At 68.3% G+C, this 16959-nt stretch carries 17 protein-coding genes; 5 read left to right on the top strand and 12 right to left on the bottom strand.

Annotation, left to right across the window (positions count from 1 at the left end):
• Positions 1 to 13 precede the first annotated feature (13 nt).
• The 10 genes from fliO to fliF all read right to left on the bottom strand — a co-directional run bounded on the left by fliO (position 14) and on the right by fliF (position 10157).
• Positions 14 to 514 (bottom strand): flagellar biosynthetic protein FliO, encoded by a 501-nt coding sequence (gene fliO, locus L0U83_RS13555; RefSeq protein WP_233883908.1) that lies wholly within the window; start codon positions 512 to 514, stop codon positions 14 to 16.
• A 149-nt stretch (positions 515 to 663) separates the two neighbouring features.
• A complete protein-coding gene (fliN, locus tag L0U83_RS13550; RefSeq protein ID WP_233883309.1) occupies positions 664 to 1125 on the bottom strand; it encodes a flagellar motor switch protein FliN in 462 nt (153 codons plus the stop codon).
• Complete coding sequence (gene fliM / locus L0U83_RS13545) at positions 1118 to 2116, bottom strand: flagellar motor switch protein FliM (protein ID WP_233883906.1); 999 nt, start codon at positions 2114 to 2116, stop codon at positions 1118 to 1120. Before fliM ends, fliN begins: the two co-directional genes overlap by 8 nt.
• 46 nt (positions 2117 to 2162) lie before the next feature.
• The gene (gene fliL, locus L0U83_RS13540) at positions 2163 to 2666 is read right to left on the bottom strand and encodes a flagellar basal body-associated protein FliL (RefSeq protein WP_233883307.1); all 504 of its coding nucleotides are present in this window, start codon (positions 2664 to 2666) and stop codon (positions 2163 to 2165) included.
• Between the two features lie 279 nt (positions 2667 to 2945).
• Positions 2946 to 4523 (bottom strand): flagellar hook-length control protein FliK, encoded by a 1578-nt coding sequence (locus L0U83_RS13535; protein WP_233883306.1) that lies wholly within the window; start codon positions 4521 to 4523, stop codon positions 2946 to 2948.
• A 21-nt stretch (positions 4524 to 4544) separates the two neighbouring features.
• Complete coding sequence (gene fliJ, locus L0U83_RS13530) at positions 4545 to 4997, bottom strand: flagellar export protein FliJ (protein WP_233883305.1); 453 nt, start codon at positions 4995 to 4997, stop codon at positions 4545 to 4547.
• Positions 4994 to 6700, bottom strand: a complete 1707-nt coding sequence (gene fliI / locus L0U83_RS13525; protein WP_233883304.1) for a flagellar protein export ATPase FliI — start codon at positions 6698 to 6700, stop codon at positions 4994 to 4996. The genes fliJ and fliI overlap by 4 nt, the downstream gene beginning before the upstream one ends.
• Positions 6694 to 7371, bottom strand: coding sequence for a flagellar assembly protein FliH (gene fliH / locus L0U83_RS13520; protein WP_233883303.1), 678 nt, complete (start codon positions 7369 to 7371; stop codon positions 6694 to 6696). The genes fliI and fliH overlap by 7 nt, the downstream gene beginning before the upstream one ends.
• Positions 7364 to 8359 carry a flagellar motor switch protein FliG gene (gene fliG / locus L0U83_RS13515; protein WP_233883302.1) on the bottom strand — a complete coding sequence of 332 codons (996 nt, stop codon included), beginning with the start codon at positions 8357 to 8359 and terminating at the stop codon, positions 7364 to 7366. The genes fliH and fliG overlap by 8 nt, the downstream gene beginning before the upstream one ends.
• A complete protein-coding gene (fliF, locus tag L0U83_RS13510; RefSeq protein ID WP_233883301.1) occupies positions 8349 to 10157 on the bottom strand; it encodes a flagellar basal-body MS-ring/collar protein FliF in 1809 nt (602 codons plus the stop codon). Before fliF ends, fliG begins: the two co-directional genes overlap by 11 nt.
• Positions 10158 to 10444: 287 nt before the next feature.
• Here fliF and fliE point away from each other — a divergent pair, with 287 nt between their 5' ends.
• The 5 genes from fliE (at position 10445) to L0U83_RS13485 (ending at position 13736) form a co-directional block, all read left to right on the top strand.
• Positions 10445 to 10780, top strand: a complete 336-nt coding sequence (gene fliE, locus L0U83_RS13505) for a flagellar hook-basal body complex protein FliE (RefSeq protein WP_069264308.1) — start codon at positions 10445 to 10447, stop codon at positions 10778 to 10780.
• 144 nt (positions 10781 to 10924) lie between these two features.
• Positions 10925 to 11371: a flagellar export chaperone FliS gene (gene fliS, locus L0U83_RS13500; RefSeq protein ID WP_233883300.1), complete on the top strand. Its 447-nt coding sequence runs from the start codon at positions 10925 to 10927 to the stop codon at positions 11369 to 11371.
• Positions 11368 to 11700, top strand: coding sequence for a flagellar protein FliT (locus tag L0U83_RS13495; protein ID WP_233883299.1), 333 nt, complete (start codon positions 11368 to 11370; stop codon positions 11698 to 11700). Before fliS ends, L0U83_RS13495 begins: the two co-directional genes overlap by 4 nt.
• Before the next feature lie 84 nt (positions 11701 to 11784).
• On the top strand, positions 11785 to 13314 hold the full coding sequence (gene fliK, locus L0U83_RS13490; protein ID WP_233883298.1) for a flagellar hook-length control protein FliK: 1530 nt from the start codon (positions 11785 to 11787) through the stop codon (positions 13312 to 13314).
• Positions 13314 to 13736: an EscU/YscU/HrcU family type III secretion system export apparatus switch protein gene (locus L0U83_RS13485; protein ID WP_233883297.1), complete on the top strand. Its 423-nt coding sequence runs from the start codon at positions 13314 to 13316 to the stop codon at positions 13734 to 13736. Before fliK ends, L0U83_RS13485 begins: the two co-directional genes overlap by 1 nt.
• Here L0U83_RS13485 and L0U83_RS13480 read toward each other — a convergent pair.
• Positions 13714 to 15165 (bottom strand): coniferyl aldehyde dehydrogenase, encoded by a 1452-nt coding sequence (locus tag L0U83_RS13480; RefSeq protein ID WP_233883289.1) that lies wholly within the window; start codon positions 15163 to 15165, stop codon positions 13714 to 13716. The genes L0U83_RS13485 and L0U83_RS13480 overlap by 23 nt on opposite strands.
• 71 nt (positions 15166 to 15236) lie before the next feature.
• Complete coding sequence (locus L0U83_RS13475; protein ID WP_233883286.1) at positions 15237 to 16958, bottom strand: isovaleryl-CoA dehydrogenase; 1722 nt, start codon at positions 16956 to 16958, stop codon at positions 15237 to 15239.
• Position 16959 lies beyond the last annotated feature (1 nt).

Raw genomic sequence — 16959 nt, 5'->3', positions numbered from 1 at the left:
AACTGCCGTGCATTTACTGCGCTCCGCCGTCGTGACGCATGAAACGCGCGTTGATGCGTTTATTCGCTTCGCTTTTTAGCGCGTCACGAAAGCGCTGTGCGAAGGTGCCCGAGAGGGCGGGGGCGTTGGGAGCAGCAGCCGCGACGCCTGCGGGAAGTTCGCCCGCGGGCAGCGTGTGAAGCAGGCGCACGTTGCCGGGCGCGGCGCCCAGCACGAGCCAGGTGTCGCCGATCTCGACCACGGCCACGCGCTCCTTGCCGCCGAGCGATGCGCCGCCCACGGTCTTCACGAGCGCGTTCCTCGGACCGCCTTGCAGGCCGAGGCGCCGTGCGAGCCAGGCACAGCCGAACACCACGCCGATTACGAGCGCCAGACCCAGCACCGTCTGCACGACGGCGCCGAAACCGAGCGCGGGGACCGCGCTGCCAGCGATCACGGCAGATGCGCCTGAAGCACTTGCGGCCGCGCGCGTGGCTTCGTTGACCGCCTGAAGGTCGGCGGCCCGCGCGCTCATGGCCGCGAAAACCGCCGCGCCGGCGAGCGACAGGTGCACGGCGAGACGCCACGAGAATCGCAGCACCCGCGCGCCGCGGGACATGCCCACGCGTCGTGCGGTGACGCCAGAAGCAACGTCGGACCTGGCGCCGGGAACAGCCTCGCGTTTCATCGGTTCAGCTTCCGGATCCGCTCGGACGGCGTGATGATGTCGGTGAGACGAATGCCGAACTTGTCGTTCACGACCACCACTTCGCCCTGGGCGATGAGGCAGCCGTTCACGAGCACGTCCATCGGTTCGCCGGCCATGCCGTCGAGTTCCACCACCGAGCCCTGCGCGAGTTGCAGCAGGTTGCGGATGGCGATCTTGGTGCGGCCAAGCTCCACGGTCATCTGGACGGGAATGTCCAGAATCATGTCGATGTCGTTGGCCGTCCTGGTCGAATCGACCTTCGAGAGCGGCTGGAACACGGCCGCGGGCTGCGCGGCGGGCGCGTCGTTGCTGTTCTGCTCGGCAAGCGCGCTCGCCCAGTCGTCCAGGGACGAATCGCCGCCTGCATCCTGCGCGGCGACGTCCATGGCCGGGTCAAGCACCGGCTCGTCTGCGCTCGTGCCGTTTACGTCACTCATATCCACCTTCCTTCATCGTGTCGGCTGCGCTGATCATCTTCTGGACCCGCAACGCGTATTGACCATTGAAAATTCCGTAGCCGCACTCCATCACGGGCACGCCGTCCACCTTGGCGGTGATGTGCTCCGCGACGTTCATGGGCAGCACGTCGCCCTTCTTCATGTTCAGGATCTGCTCGAACGTGACGGGCACCTGCGCGAGGTCGGCCGTGAGCTCGACTTCGGCGGCCTGCACCTGCTGCGAGAGCACGCGCACCCAGCGGCGGTCCACGTCGAGCACTTCGCCTTGCAGCGGCGAGGCGAGCACATCGCGGATCGGCTCGATCATCGAGTAGGGCATGCAGATATGCAGCGTGCCGCCCGTCGGACCGAATTCGATCGAGAACTGCGTGACGATCACGATCTCGTTGGGCGTGGCAACGTTTGCGAACTGCGTATGCATTTCGGAGCGCACGTACTCGAACTGCAGCGGCCGCACGCTTTTCCATGCGTTCGTGTAGTGCTCGAACACGAGATTGAGCAGCTTGCCGATGATGCGTTGTTCGGTTTGCGTGAAGTCGCGGCCCTCAACTCGCGTGTGAAAGCGCCCGTCCCCGCCGAAGAGGTTGTCCACGACGAAGAACACGAGGTTCGGGTCGAACACGAACAGCGACGTGCCGCGCAGCGGCTTCACGTGCACGAGGTTCAGGTTCGTCGGGATCGGCAGGTTGCGGGTGAACTCGCTGTACTTCTGCACGCGCACCGGACCCACCGAGATTTCGGCGGTGCGGCGCATGAAATTGAAGATGCCGACGCGCAACAGGCGCGCAAAGCGCTCGTTGATGATTTCGAGGCCGGGCATCCGGCCGCGAACGATACGTTCCTGCGTCGCGATGTTGTAGGGACGTACGCCCTGCTTATCGGACGCCCCCGCATCGGTATCGACTTCGCCGGTGACGCCTTTGAGGAGGGCATCGACCTCCTCCTGGGACATGAACTCGTCGTGGCCCATCGTCATGATGACTGGCCCTCCATCGCTGGAATCATTTCAGTCACGCTCACTGGACGACGAATTCGGTGAACAGCACGTCGTCGACGTGCATCGGCTTTTCATTTTCGGCCGAAGGCTGCGAGATCAGCACGGCTAGCTCGGTGGCGAGCGCACGCTTGCCGTCGAGCGGCGCGAGGTCGGACGGATGCTTGTTCGAGAGCGCGAGCAACAGGCGGCTGCGGATCTCGGGCATGCGGGCGACGAGCGCGTCCTGGGTGGCCTGGCTGTCGAGCTTGAGCGTGAGGCCGATGCGCAGATAATGCGATTCGCCGTCGTCGGTCTGCAGGTTGACGGTCATCGGCTCGAGCGCGTAATAGACGGATGTGACCGGGGGCGCTGCGGCCGGCGCGGCCGGTGCGCTCGCTGCGTGGCGCGACATGAAGAACCACGTCGCGCCGCCCGCCGCGGCGGCGGCGAGGATCGCAATGAGCGCGATGAGGAGAATGCGCTTCATCGGTCCGGGTTTCGCGCTTTGGGGCGCGGCTTGCTGGGATGCGGTGGTGGTCGCCATGTCGGAAAGTCAGCCTGGGATGCTTGCAAGGGTCCGGAGCGCCGACCTGATGGTCAGTCCGGGCATGCTGCATTGTTCCGGCTTTTGCCTTTCAGCGATGGGAGGAATAGACGGGGGAATTCCGGCTATCTCCTGGCTTTGTTGCGCGCCGCGGCAAGCCGGGCGTGCGATGCGAGCGCTGGGAAGACGCAGGCAGCCGCGTGCGCGGCTGCGTTGCCCAATGTTACCTGGAAGGTCCGGCCGGGAAGGTCCGGCAGAGGGGAAATGGCCGGAAGCGGGTCAGGCGAACGTGTCGATCAGGCCGACGGAGCGCTGCGTGACGCTCGCGCTGGCGCTGCTCGTGTCGTCCACGGCGTCCGCCGCGCTCAGCGTGCTGCCCGAGCCCGAACCGGAACCGCCCGAGCGGCCCGAGCGGCTGCCGTCCTGCTGCGCCTGCTGGTTCATTTGCCGCGAGAAGCCGTCGCTCACGCTCGCGCTGCCCAGGCCGATGCCGTTTTGCTCCATGGCCTCGCGCAGCTTCGGCAGGGCCGCCTCGACGGCCTCGCGCACCTGCTGGTGCTGCGAGACGAATAGGGCGTGCGCGTGGCTTTCGCTGACCTGGAGGACGACCTGGAGCGGTCCGAGATCCTTCGGGTTGAGCGTGAGTTCCGCCGACTGCTGGTGCGCATTCGAGAGGAACACCACCTTCTGGCTGAGCGCGTCTTCCCAGTCGTTCGTGCCGACCTGTGGCGCGATCGACGCGGAGGCGGCGGCCGCGGCCGCCGGATTCGAGGTTGCGCTAGCCGCCTGAGCGGCCTGGGCCTGCGCGGCCGTCGCGGCGGCGACCGCTGCGGCCTGGGTTGCGGCGAGCGCGTCGGTCGTGGCCGTGCTCGCCGTGGCATCGGTCTGCGTGGCGGCGCCTGCCTGCTGCTGCGCCGCTGCCGTGAGCGCGTCGGTTGCGGCCTTCGCGGTGTTGGCCGCGCTCGTCGGGACGCCCTTGGCCGCGTCGGCACTCGCGCCGCTGCTCATTGCCGTGCCGAACGCCTTGCTTTGGGCGTTCGCGCTCAAATGCGTAGCGAAGCTGCTGGCGATGCCCGAGCCTGCGCCGGTGCTGGCCATGGTTGCGGTGTTTGCCGCGGCGCCTGCCGTATTCGCCACGTGCGTGGGGAGCGCGCCCGCGCCGCCGCGCAGTTGCGCGAGCGCGGCTTGAAGGGCATCGTGCATCGACTTCGAGGTGACGCTAGCAGCGCTGCCCGTGGCCGTGCCGTCGCCTGCCGCGCTTGCCGCGCCGGCTGCTGCTGTGGCTGCCGCCGCGGCAGCGGCGGACGCCACGCCTGCGAGCGTGCTGTCGCTGCTCGGCTGGCTGCTTGCCTGGCTGCCGTCGGCGTTCGCGTCGGTGCTCGTGTCGGTCTGGGCCTGTTGCGCCTGCAGCGCTTGCTGCGCCTGAGCCGCAGCGGCTTGCGCGCCTGCGTCCGCGGCCTGCTTTTGCTGCACGCGCGCGGCGGCGCGGCGATCGGCGCTCGAACTGGCCTGCGTGCTCGGGCTCGAGTTCGAGCTTGACGTCTGCGAGGCGCTGCTGCTGCTGTTGTTGCTGCTTTGCGAGGCATTGCTGCTCGACGCGTTCGAGCTCGACTGCGCGGCGGCCGCCGATTGTGCGGCATTCGACTGCGCGCTTTGCGCCGCCTGGGCGTTCTGGCTGGCCTGCGCGCTTTGCGCGTTCATCTGCTGCTGCAGCGTCTGCGCGAAACCCTGGCTGGCGGCGTCCGTCTGGCCGATGGCGTTCGACGCCGTGTTTGCCACGGCGTTCGATGCGGAATTGCCCGTCACCGCGTCCGCGGCGGCGCCGAACATCGAGGAGAGAGAAGAGAGGAGCGACATGCTGGCGGCCTCGAAAACGTATTACGGATGTTGCGACGTTCGCATGCGCAGCACGCGGGCGGCGTGCTCGTCGGCGTCGCGCTGTTCGAGGCGGGCGTCCTTGCGGGCCTGCACATCGTCATGGCGGGTTTGCAGGACCTCGTACGAGCCGAGCTTCTGCTTGCTGCGCTGCCATTCGGGCTTGGCGGCCTCCACGCGGGCGGTAGCCTGCTCGAGCAGGCGCCGCTGTTGCTCGATCGCCGAGTCGAGCGTGTCGATGAATGCCTGGAAGTTGCGCACGTTGCCCGCGGCCATGCCACTGCGCGCCGATTCGGTGAAGCGCATGTGATACTCGTCGCGATAGGTGATGAGCGCTTCCAACTGCTTTTCGACGTCGCCGCGCTCGCGCTGCACGCGCCCGAGCTTTTGCGTGGCGGCGTCGACGTCGTCCTGCGCGAGGCCGATCAAGGTTTGCAGCGCGGTCTGTTTCGTCATGTCCTGGCTCCGATCAACTGGCCGAGCATCTCGACGCTCTGATCATAGTTCGCGGTTTCGCGAAAACCCTGCTGAAGAAAGGCCTCGATGCGCGGATACAGCGCGATCGCGCGGTCGAGCACGGCGTCGCGCCCGCTCACGTACGCACCCACGTTGATGAGGTCGCGGTTGCGCTGGTAGCGCGAAAGCATCTGCTTGAGCGCGCGCGTCTGGTTCAGATGCTGGTCGTCGATCAGCGCGGTCATCGCGCGGCTGATCGAAGCCTCGATGTCGATGGCCGGATAGTGTCCCGCCTCGGCGAGCGCACGCGAGAGCACGATGTGGCCGTCGAGAATCGCGCGCGCCGAGTCGGCGATCGGGTCCTGCTGGTCGTCGCCTTCGGTGAGCACGGTGTAGAACGCCGTGATCGAGCCGCCGCCCTCGGGGCCGTTGCCGGTGCGCTCGACGAGCGCCGGCAGCTTCGCGAACACCGAAGGCGGATAGCCCTTGGTCGCGGGCGGCTCGCCGATGGCGAGTGCGATCTCGCGCTGCGCCATCGCATAGCGCGTGAGCGAGTCCATGAGCAGCAGCACGTGCTTGCCCTGGTCGCGGAAATACTCGGCGAGCGACGTGGTGTACGCGGCGGCCTGCAGGCGCAGGAGCGGCGAAACATCGGCAGGCGCGGCCACGACGACCGAGCGCGCGAGCCCGTCCTCGCCGAGGATCTGCTCGATGAATTCCTTCACTTCGCGGCCCCGCTCGCCGATCAGGCCGATGACGATGACCTCCGCGCTGGTCGCGCGCGCCATCGTGCCGAGCAGCACCGATTTACCCACGCCCGAGCCCGCGAAGAGGCCCATGCGCTGGCCGCGCCCGACCGTGAGCAGCGAGTTGATCGCGCGCACGCCCACATCGAGCACCTTGTGGATCGGCTCGCGGTTCAGCGGATTGATGACGGGCGCGGTGAGCGGCGCATCGGCTTCGGTGTTCAGGGGACCCAGGCCGTCGAGCGGGCGGCCCGAGGCGTCGACCACGCGGCCGAGCATACCCCAGCCCACCGGCAGGCGCTTCGCGCCCGCTTTCGGGTCGGCGATCGGCGCGGTTTCCAGCGGCCAGACGCGCGCGCCGGGCAACAGGCCTGCGACTTCGGTCGTCGGCATCAGAAAGAGTTTGTCGCCGCCGAAACCGACCACTTCCGCTTCGGCCATCGGCAGCGAACTGCCCGGCGGCAGTTCGATCATCACCTCGGCGCCCACGGCGAGGCGCAGTCCCACCGCTTCGAGCACGAGGCCCGCTGCGCGCGTGAGACGCCCGCAGCCGCGCAGCGGCAGGGCGAGCGCGTTGCGCTCGCGCACGCCGCGCAGTTGCGCGTTCCACGTCGTCAGGAACGGGTTGGCCGGGTCGTAGTTTGCTGGCGGCACGTAGGGCGCGGGCGGGGCTTTGGCCTCGACCTCGGGCGGTATGCCGGTCGCGCCGGGACCCGTCAGGCCTGGCAGTGCATCGGCGCTGTCCGCGGCTAGCGCGGCGTCGATCGCGTCGATGGCGCCCAGCTCCCGCGCCTCGCGCTTGCTCGGGATGTCGAGGTCGCCCACGAGCAGCGCGCCCAGTTGCGCGGGGTCGCTCGCGAGCGGGCCAAACGACGCGAGCGCGAGTTCCTGCTCGAGCGGCGTGAGGCCGCCCGTGTGGATCGCCTGATGGCTCGGCGGTTGGGGGTGGTTCACCATGGCCGCGCCTTGCCGAGCGCGGCCGTCACGCGCTCCCAGCGCGTGCGGATGCTGGCGTCGGTTTCGCCCGTCGCGGCCTGCGCGCGGCAGCCGCCGCGCTCGATCGTCGGGTCGGTGCGCACGCTCCAGCCGCGCGTCTGAAGGTTGTCCAGCAGGTAGGCCTCGACGATCGGCAGATCGGCGGGGCTCACCACGAGCTGCGGGGAGCCGGCGAGCTGCGGCTCGGCCACGAGCACTTCGCGCGCGACTGCGACGAGCGCCGTCGGGTCGTGCTGAACGTGCTGGCGCACGACCTGCTGCGCGATGTCGAGCGCAAGCTCGACGAGCGTCTCGGCCACGCCGGCCTGCGCCGTCTCGAGCGCATCGCTAAAGCGGCTCGCGAGCGCCGCGAGCTGCGCCGCTTGCGCGCGCGCCTCGGCCTGGCCTTGCTCGAAGCCCTGCTGGCGCCCCTGCTCGTGCCCGGCCTGATAGCCGAGCGCCTGGCCCGCCACATGGCCGGAGCGCAATCCTTCCTGGTGCGCCGCGTCGCGCAGCGCGTGGAGCTGCGCTTCGAACGCGGCCGTTTCGTCGGGCGTGGGCGGCGGCGGCGGGGGAGGCGGCGGGTCGAACGAGGCCATCTCCCAGCGCTGATACGCCGAGCGATGGCTGTTCGCGGAGCTGCTGTCAGACATAAGCGTCTTCCGCCTTGCCGCCTAGAACGATCTGGCCGCTCTCGGCGAGATTGCGCACGATCTGCAGGATGCGGCGCTGCTGCGCCTCGACTTCCGAGACGCGCACCGGACCGCGTGCGTCGAGGTCTTCGGCGAGCAGTTCGGCCGCACGCTGCGACATGTTCGAGAGGAACTTGGTGCGCAACGCGGGCGGCGCACCCTTGAGCGAAATAATGAGCGACTCCGACTCGACTTCCTTGAGCAGCAGCTGGATGGCGCGGTCTTCGAGGTCGAGCAGGTTTTCGAACACGAACATCTGATCGATGATCTTCTGCGCGAGTTCCGCGTCGTACTGGCGGACGTTCTCGATCACCCCTTCTTCGTGCTGGCTCGTCATGAAGTTGAGGATTTCGGCCGCGGTGCGGATGCCACCCATCGGGCTGCGCTTGAGGTTGTCGCTGCCCGAGAGGAGGTTCGTGAGCACGTCGTCGAGTTCGCGCAGCGCCTGCGGCTGGATGCCGTCGAGCGTCGCGATACGCAGCAGCACGTCGTTGCGCAGACGCTCGGAGAAGCACGAGGCGATTTCCGAGGCCTGGTCGCGGTCGAGGTGCACGAGGATCGTCGCGATGATCTGCGGGTGCTCGTTCTTGATGAGTTCGGCCACCGACCCCGAATCCATCCACTTGAGGCCTTCAATGCCGCTCGTGTCGCCGCCTTGCAGAATGCGGTCGATGATCGCGCCGGCCTTGTCCTCGCCCAGCGCCTTGTTCAGCACGTTGCGGATGTAGTCGTTCGAGTCGAGCGAGAAGCCGGTGTGCTGCTCGGCTTCCTTGACGAAGTCCTGCAGCACGATCTCGATCTCTTCGCGCTTGACGTTCTTGAGCGCCGCCATTGCGGCGCCGATTTTCTGCACTTCGCGCGGACCGAGGAACTTGAAGACCTCGGAGGCCTCCTGTTCGCCGATCGACATGAGCAGCAGCGCGCTCTTGGTTGCGCCTTCAGCGTTCATCGTTCACCCAGCTCTTCACGACGGTTGCGACGATCTTCGGATCCTGGCGCGCGATGTTGCGCGCGTATTCCAGGTTGCGTTCAAATTTGTTCTTCTCGCTTTCGAAGGCGAGCAGGGCGGCTTCGTTGTCCGCGTTTTCTTCGCCTTCCGCGCCGGCGCCGCCGAGGCGCGCGGCTTCGGGGATGCCGTCGAGCAGCAACGGCTCGCCGTCGGCCATGCCGGGCAGCGAAGGCGCAACCGGCTCGGGCGGCGGGAAGGCGCGGCGCAGCGCCGGCTTCACCATCACGAAATAGAGGAAAAGGGCCACCGCGCCGATGCCGAGCCACGTCGCAATCTGCTTGGCCAGGGCGAGGATGTCGGGCTGACGCCACCACGGCAGGTTCGCGTTCGGGTCGACTTCAGTCTGGAACGCGGCGTTCACGACGTTCACCGAGTCGCCGCGCTTGGCGTCGTAGCCCATGGCGTCCTTCACGAGCTGCTCGACCTGCGCGAGCTTCTGCGCGTCGAGCGGCTGCATGGTGGCGTGGCCCTTGGCGTCCACCTTCTGCTGATAGTTCACGATCACGGCGACCGACAGGCGCTTCACGTCGCCCGGCGCTTGTTGATAGTGGCGCACGGTCTTGTCGAGCTCGTAGTTCGTGGTGGTGTCGCGATGATCGGAGACCGGCACCGGGGCCGACGCGCCGTTCGCACCCGCCGGCGCGTTGATCGGCGCCGAGGCCGGCTGCGGCGGCTGGTTCGTGAGCGCGCCGGGCACGCCGCCCGCGCCGCTTTGCTGCATTTCCGTCGAAACGTTCTGCTGCTGGCTGCGGATCGCGGCGGCTTGCGGGTTGGCGTTCGGACCGTAGGCTTCGGAGGTCTGTTCGAGCTTCGAGAAGTCGAGGTCGGCGCTCACCTGCGAACGCGCGTTGCCGGCGCCGAACAGGGGCGCAAGGATCGCGTCGATGCGCGCCTGGGTGTCGTGTTCGACCTGGCGCACGTACTTGAGCTGCGAGGCGTCGAGGCCCACGCCCGTGGCGCTCTGCGTGAGGAGGTTGCCGTCCTGGTCGACCACCGTCACGTTGCGCACCGGCAGGTCCGGCACCGCCGACGCCACCATGTGCGTGATCGCGGCGACCTGGCCGTCGTCGAGAATGCGGCCCGGAAACAGGTTCACGAGGACCGAGGCCGAGGGCGCTTCGCGCTCGCGCACGAACACCGAAGGCTTCGGAATCGCCAGATGCACGCGCGCCGACTTCACGCTCGCGATCGACTGAATGGTTTGTTCGAGTTCGCCTTCGAGCGCGCGCTGGTAGTTGACCTGCTCGGCGAACTGGCTGATGCCGAACTTCTGGTTGTCCATCAGCTCGAAGCCGACCGAACCGTTCTTGGGCAGGCCCTGGGAGGCGAGGCGCAGGCGCATTTCGTTGACCTGCTCGGCGGGCACGAGAATGGCGCCGCCGGCGTCCGAGAACTTGTAGGGAACGTTTGCGGCCTGGAGCGCGGTAATGATGGCGCCGCCGTCGCGGTCCGACAGGTTGCTGTACAGCACCTTGTAGTCGGGCGCGCGCGACCACAGGACGAGGCCTGCGACCACGGCCACGAGCACGGCCACGGCAAAAATGAGCGGTGCGCGCGGGTTGCCGCGTACGCTGCGCAGCGACGAGAGCGAACCGAGGCGTTGCGCGAAGCCGCCGCCGAGGTCTTCCGCGCCGCCCAGGCCTGCGCCCGCGCCAGCGCCGGGCGCGGCGCCCGCGCCAGAGGTGGCGAGGCCCATGCGGGCGTCGGGGTTGATCAAAGAATTGGCAGTCGAATCCATGCGACGGGTATCTCCGGAGGCTTCCAGGTCTCGCCTTGCATGGCGGAGACTTTCACGTGACGCATTATCCGGGGCCACTGGCAAGCCGATTGCGCGAATAGAGCCGGGTTTTCCCCCTAGTTTCGGGGCTGCCGAAACGGACCCGCTGCTATGCTCTCCTCCAGATTCGGCGTCCTGTCAGTGCGCCGTGCCGGCCGGACCCGCGGGATCGCCGCGGGAATGCTGAAACTCCGGCCTTGGGGCTCGTCCCCGGAATACCCCGCATGTCCCCTTTTCGTGGAGCAAACATGACCGTGCCAGTATCCCCGCTCACGTCCGCCTTGGCCCAAATGCAGTCCATGGCGACCCAGGCGGCCGGCGGCCCCACCGCAGCCGACGAAAAGTCGGGCGCGGCCACGGCCGGCGGGTTCGCGGCGGCGCTCAAGTCGTCACTCGACCAGATCAGCGACGCCCAGCAGAAGGCCGTTGGCGAGTCGCAGGCGTTCGAACTCGGTGCGAACAATGTGTCGCTCAACGACGTGATGGTCGACATGCAGAAAGCCAACATTGGCTTCCAGTTCGGATTGCAGGTGCGCAACAAGCTCGTGGCCGCCTACACCGACATCATGCAGATCCAGGTGTGACGGTGCCCGAGGCCTTTGCCAGGTCAACGCGCTAAAGCTTCCTCCCCTACGTTCCGATAACCCGGCTAGAAGAGTCCGTCGCTCGTGCATGCGCCGCGCGTCGGACGACCGCACTCAAGCCAAACGTATCAAGGAGAAGCGCCGATGTTTTCCCCTGCCCAATCTGGAGCTAACGCCTACGCACGCGTGGGCGTCGAAACGGGGGTCATGGGTGCGAGCCCGCACAAGCTGATCGTGCTCCTGTATCAGGGAGCGCGCCAGGCCATCGCGCAGGCACGTATGCATTTGCAGGCCGGCAACGTCGGCCCGCGTTGCGAGGCGATCGCCAAGGCGATCCGGATTGTCGAGAGCGGACTTCAGCTCGCGTTGAACGTCGAGGCGGGCGGCGAGATCGCTCAACGCCTGAATTCGCTGTACAGCTACATGACGAAGCGCCTGCTGGAAGCCAATATTAAACAGAGCGAGACCATGCTGGTCGAGGTCGACGGACTGCTGGCTACGCTCGAAGAAGCCTGGTTGGGGATAGCGCCGGAAGTGGCGAGGATGGCTGAACAGTCGTCCGCGTCATCGCACGGCTCATTCATGAGATGAGTTCAAAAGCAGACTACTTCGCCCGCTACGAAGCGATAGCGGCCGTGTCGGAGCAGATGCTCAACGCGGCGCGCGATGCGCACTGGAACGATCTGATCGGCTTGCAGGAGGAGTACCGGATCCTCGTCGATGCCTTGAAGGACGCCGAATCCGCGGTGCGGCTCACGGTTTCCGAGCGGGCGCGCAAGTACGAGCTGATCCGCCAGATCCTCGCCGACGACGCCGCCATTCGCGATCTCGCAAGCCCTTGCATGGCGCGGCTTTCGGCGCTCTTTTACGGCACCGTGCAGCCCGCGCGGGTCTTGCAGGAAATCTACGGAGCCCGCTAGCGCGGCGCGTGACGCCTCGCGAGGCGACGGCGCGCAACGCCCCATGAACCGGCAGGTCAGCGCCGTGCGCAGATCCGGAACACCATGAACGGAATCGACACCGGAGCCGCCGCGCTCCTTGCGAGCCGCATCGCGGCGCTCACGCCAGTCGGCCCGCAGGGCGCCTCCGGCGCGGCACAAACGGGCGTCTCGGCGCTCGCAACGGGCACCGCCGCGCTCGCCGACACCGCAGCCAGCAGCAACAGTACGCAGGACTCCACGCAGACCGTGCTTTCGGCGGTTGCGATTGCGCTCGACGCCATCGTCCGCTCGGGCGGCGAAGCGACGCCCGCCGTGGTGGGCAGCGCACCGCTCTGGGCCAATCCCGATGCCGACGCGGCGCCCGGCGGCGCGGCCGCTTCGCCGCTGCCGGGATTCGCCGGCGAAGAGGCGCAGGCGGTGGAAGCCGCGTTGCTCGCGGACGTGGCGCTCGCAGCCGGGAGTCTGGCCGGCGACGCGCCGGCGGGGACGGCCGACGCCGGGACCGCTTCCTCCGCGCAAACGGCGTCCCCGCAAAGCCCGCAAGCCGGACAAAGCAACCAGACTGCGCAAACCGCACAAACCACGCAAACCGCAGCCGCCGCGCAAGCCGGCCCGGTCGCCGCGCTCGCCGCGTCGCTCGCGCAGACCGTGAGCACGAGCGGACTCTTCTACGAAGCCCACCTCGCGCAATGGTTGCGCGGCCAGATCTCCCCCGCCGAACTCGCCGACGAGCCGCAGAACCGCCTGCTCGGCGGCCATTCGCAACTGCCGCTCGACTGGAGCCTCGACGCAGAGGACATCGATGACGTGCAATGGACTGAAACGTTCTCCAACACGCCGGGCAGCGCGCGCGGGGACGCGGGCAATGCTCCGAATGCGGCAAGCGCGGTCAATGCCGCACTGGCGCGGGCGTTCCCCGCGCTGGCGGAACTGCACGGCGAAGCGGCCACAGCGCAGACCCAGGCGCGCGCGGCGCTCGCCGACACCTTGCTGCCCGCCATGCACGAGGCCGCAGCGCAGGCCGCCGGCCCGACGGTCCATCCGGCCGTGATTCCGCTCGTTCGCCAGCAGCTCGATCTGCTCGCGACCGGCGAGTTTCGCTGGAATGGCGAGGCCTGGCCGGGCGTGCGCGTGGACTGGAGCATCCAGCAAGACGATTACGACGCCCGCGACCCGCACTCGGGCGCGTCCGCCGTGGACGCCGACGACATTCCATGGCGCACGCGCCTCACGCTCGCGCTGCCGAAGCTTGGCACCGTCGACGCGGAACTCACGCTCACTGGCTCGACGCTCGCTGTTCGCGTGCAGGCGAGTGCCGGCGGCGCCGCGCGCCTCACCTCGGATAGCGAATCGCTTCGCGGGCGGCTCGAAGCGCTCGGCCTCACGCTCGCCGGGCTTTCGATCCGCGAGATCGGCAGCGGCGCGGCGGCAAGTCCGGCGGAGGCGGCGAGAGCCGCGAGCGCCTACGCTGCGCAAGACACCTCCGCCGCATCGACTACGCAGGCCGCGCAGGCAGGCGCTGCGCCGGATGCGTCCGCCACGCGAACGAGTGCCGACGCGAACGATCACCGGAACCAGGACTGGGAGTTGTAATGAGCCGCACGCACCGCAGGAGCGCCGCCGCGCTCGCCTACGACGCCCCCGAAGGCGACGGCGCGCCGCGCGTGGTCGCCAAGGGCTACGGCCTCGTCGCGGAGATGATCGTGCAACGCGCGAAGGAAGCGGGCCTCTACGTGCACGAAGCGCCGGAGATGGTCTCGCTGCTCATGCGCGTGGACCTCGACGCGAAGATCCCGCCGCAGCTTTACCAGGCGGTGGCCGAACTGCTCGCCTGGCTGCATCGCCTCGAAGCGGACAACGACGCGAAAGCCAAAGCGGCCGCGCAAGCGCAAAACGGCTCGGCGGCCGACGCCGCAGCCGGCAGTGCCGTGCGTGACATCAGCGACGTGCGCAGGGTCGGCGGCACCGGCAGCGGCCGCCCGGCTCTGCCGTTCAACCCTTCAACATCAACTTGATCAGCAGGGCGAAGCGCTTGCCGTAGGGCGGCGCGATGAGCCCGCGCGCGTTCAGCCGCGCCTGGGTGAAGACGGGCTTCATCTTCGAGAACGTGACGAAGCCCTCGTAGCCGTGATATGCGCCCATGCCGCTCGCACCGACGCCGCCGAACGGCAGCCCTTCGGCGGCGATATGCATGAGCGTCTCGTTCACCGACATTCCGCCCGCAACCGTTTCGCGCGTCACGCGCTCGACCGTGCGCGCGTCGTCGGCATACAGGTAGAGCGAGAGCGGGCGAGGGCGCGCGTTCACGTAGCGCAACGCCTCGTCGAGTGTGTCGTAGGGCACGAGCGGCAAGAGCGGCCCGAAGATTTCCTCCTGCATGAGCGCCGTTTGCGCACCGGCGCTCGTCACGATGACGGGCGCGAAGCGCCGCGTGGCGGCGTCGTGCGTGCCGAGCGCGTGCAGTTGCGCGCCGCTTGCCTGCGCTTCGTCGGCGAGACGTTGCAGGCGCTCGAAGTGGCGCGCCGAGATGATCGACGTGTAGTCGCGGTTGCTCGCGAAGTCCGGGTAGAGCTGGGCGAAGCGCGTGCGCGCGCGAGCGATGAACGCTTCCTCCTTGCCGCGCGGCAGCAGCACGTAGTCCGGCGCGATGCAAGTCTGCCCCGCGTTCAGCGTCTTGCCGAGCAGCAGGCTGTCCACGGCGTAGTTCAGGCGCGCTTCTTCGCCGATGATCACGGGCGACTTGCCGCCCAGTTCGAGCGTGACCGGCGTGAGGTTCGCGGCGGCCGCGCGCATGACCTCGTGCCCCACGCGCGTCGAGCCGGTGAAGAGCAAGTGGTCGAACGGCAGCGCGCTGAAGGCGGCGCCGACTGTCGCGTCGCCGTTCACGACCGCCACGTGGTCGCGGGCGAAAGTCTTGCCGATCAGCTCCTCGAAGAGCGCGGACGTGCGCGGCGTGAGTTCCGACATCTTGATCATCGCGCGATTGCCCGCCGCGAGCGCGCACACGAGCGGACTCGCGGCGAGCAGCAGCGGGTAGTTCCACGGCACGACGATGCCCGCCACGCCAAGCGGCTGCGGCACCACCTTCGCGCGGCCCGGCAGCAGCCATTTGCCCACCGGCTGGCGGCGCGGCTTCATCCACCGCGCGCCGAGCCTGAGCGCCGCATCGATCTCCTGCTTGAGGACGACGAATTCCGCGAGCGCGACCTCCGCCTTCGAGCGCTGGCCGAAGTCGGCGTTCATTGCCTCGGCGAGCGCGTCGCGGTGCGAGAACAGCACGTCGCGCAGCGCCTTGAGATGGCGCGCGCGTGCGTCCCAGGACGGGAACGGGTCACGCAGGAAGGCTTCGCGCTGCGCGGCGAGCAGGGCATCGAGCGCGGCGCGCGGGTCTTCGGGCGCGTCGTGGACGTTTCGGGCGAAGTCTTCGGGCAGGTCCTGCTTCATGGTCGGTCCTCGTGGGGTTCGCGCGCGCTGCGGCGCGTGCGCGAACCGCAAAATCGGGTCATGCAATCGGGTCACGCTGAGCGCGACGGGAACGCCCGCTCGATGATCGCGGCGTGGTCGAAGCGCGCGGGCAGCGTGCCGAATACGCGGTCGCAGTCGGCGTCGTGCTCGTCGAGGCGCGTGGCGATGAACGCTTGCGCCACTTCCGGCGGCCCGTCGCGCAGCAGCATTGCCTGCGCGATCAGCACGATTTGCTGCGCGATGCGCCGCGCGCTCGCCTCGCGCGTGCCCGGCGCGCCGTTGAGCAGGACCGAGAGGCGATCGAGCGCGGCGTTCAGCACCGGGTGAGTCTGCGCGTCGCGGCGCCACGCGAGAAAGAGCGCCTGGGCGGCGTCGGCCTCGCGCTCCAGCGCGCGCAGGACGTCGAGGCACATCACATTGCCAGAGCCTTCCCAGATCGAATTGACGGGCGCTTCGCGGTAAAAGCGCGCCATCGGCCCTTCCTCGACGTAGCCGTTGCCGCCCCATACCTCCATGGCCTCGCCCGTGAACGCGAGCGCACGCTTGCAGACCCAGAACTTCGCCGCTGGCGTGACGATGCGCCGCCAGGCGCGCGCTTCGAGCGACTTCTCATCCGTGTCGCCCGGTTTCGCGTCGGCGCTGTCTTCGAATGCGCGCGCAAGGCGCATGAAGAGCGCCGTCGCCGCTTCCGATTCGAGCGCGAGATCGGCGAGCACGTTTTGCATGAGCGGCTGTTCGGCAAGCACACGGCCGAACGCGATGCGGTAGCGCGCGTGGTGAATCGCCTGCACGAGCGCCGCACGCATGAGCGCCGCGCTGCCGATCACGCAGTCGAGCCGCGTGTAGTTTGCCATCTCGATGATGGTCGGCACGCCGCGGCCTTCATCGCCGATCATGACGCCGTACGCGTCGAAGAATTCCACTTCGCTGCTCGCATTTGAGCGGTTGCCGAGCTTGTTCTTCAGGCGCTGCACATTCACCGCGTTTTTCGTGCCGTCCGGCCGGTAGCGGGGCACGAAGAAGCAGGAGAGGCCATCGTGCTCGGTCGAGCGCGCGAGCACGAGATGCGCGTCGCACTGCGGCGCCGAGAAAAACCACTTGTGCCCGGTGAGCAGATACGCGGCGCCGCGTCCTGTTTCGATGCCCGCCGGACGCGCTTCGGTGCGGTTGCTGCGCACGTCCGAGCCGCCTTGCTTCTCCGTCATGCCCATGCCGATCATCATCGAGCGCTTTTGCGCGAGCGGCAGGTCGCGCGCGTCGTGCTCGCGTGCGAAGAGCGGCGCGCGCAGCGTTTCGAACAGCGCCGGTTCGCGCTGCAGCACGGCGATGCTCGCGAACGTCATGGTCAACGGGCACAGCGACCCGGATTCGAGCTGCGCATGCAGGAAGTAGCCCGCGCAGCGCGCGGCCATCGCGCCGGGCTGCGGGTCCGAATACGGCAATGCGTGCAGCCCTTGCTCGCGCAGCAGCGCCAGCAGTTCGTGCCAGGCGGGGTGGAATTCGATCGCGTCGATACGCTCGCCGCGCGGGCTGTGCGTGTGCAGTTCGGGCTCGTGGCGGTTGGCGAGGTCGGCGAGCGCGAGCGTTTCGGCTTTGCCGAGCGTTTCGCCATGGCGCGTGAGCGTTTCGCGATGCCAGTCCGCGCCCGCGCGCGCGAGGGCCTCGCCAAGCGCGGCGTCGGTGGTGAAGAGGTTGTAGTCGGCGAGCGGCGGCGCCTGATTCGTGACTTCGTGGGTCGTGCCGGGGCGATGTGTGAGTTCCGTCGGGTCCATC

The sequence above is a fragment of the Paraburkholderia flagellata genome, from assembly GCF_021390645.1.
Taxonomy (GTDB): domain Bacteria; phylum Pseudomonadota; class Gammaproteobacteria; order Burkholderiales; family Burkholderiaceae; genus Paraburkholderia; species Paraburkholderia flagellata.
The sequence above is the reverse complement of the archived record's forward strand: the minus strand, read 5'-3'. Positions and strand labels throughout refer to the sequence as shown.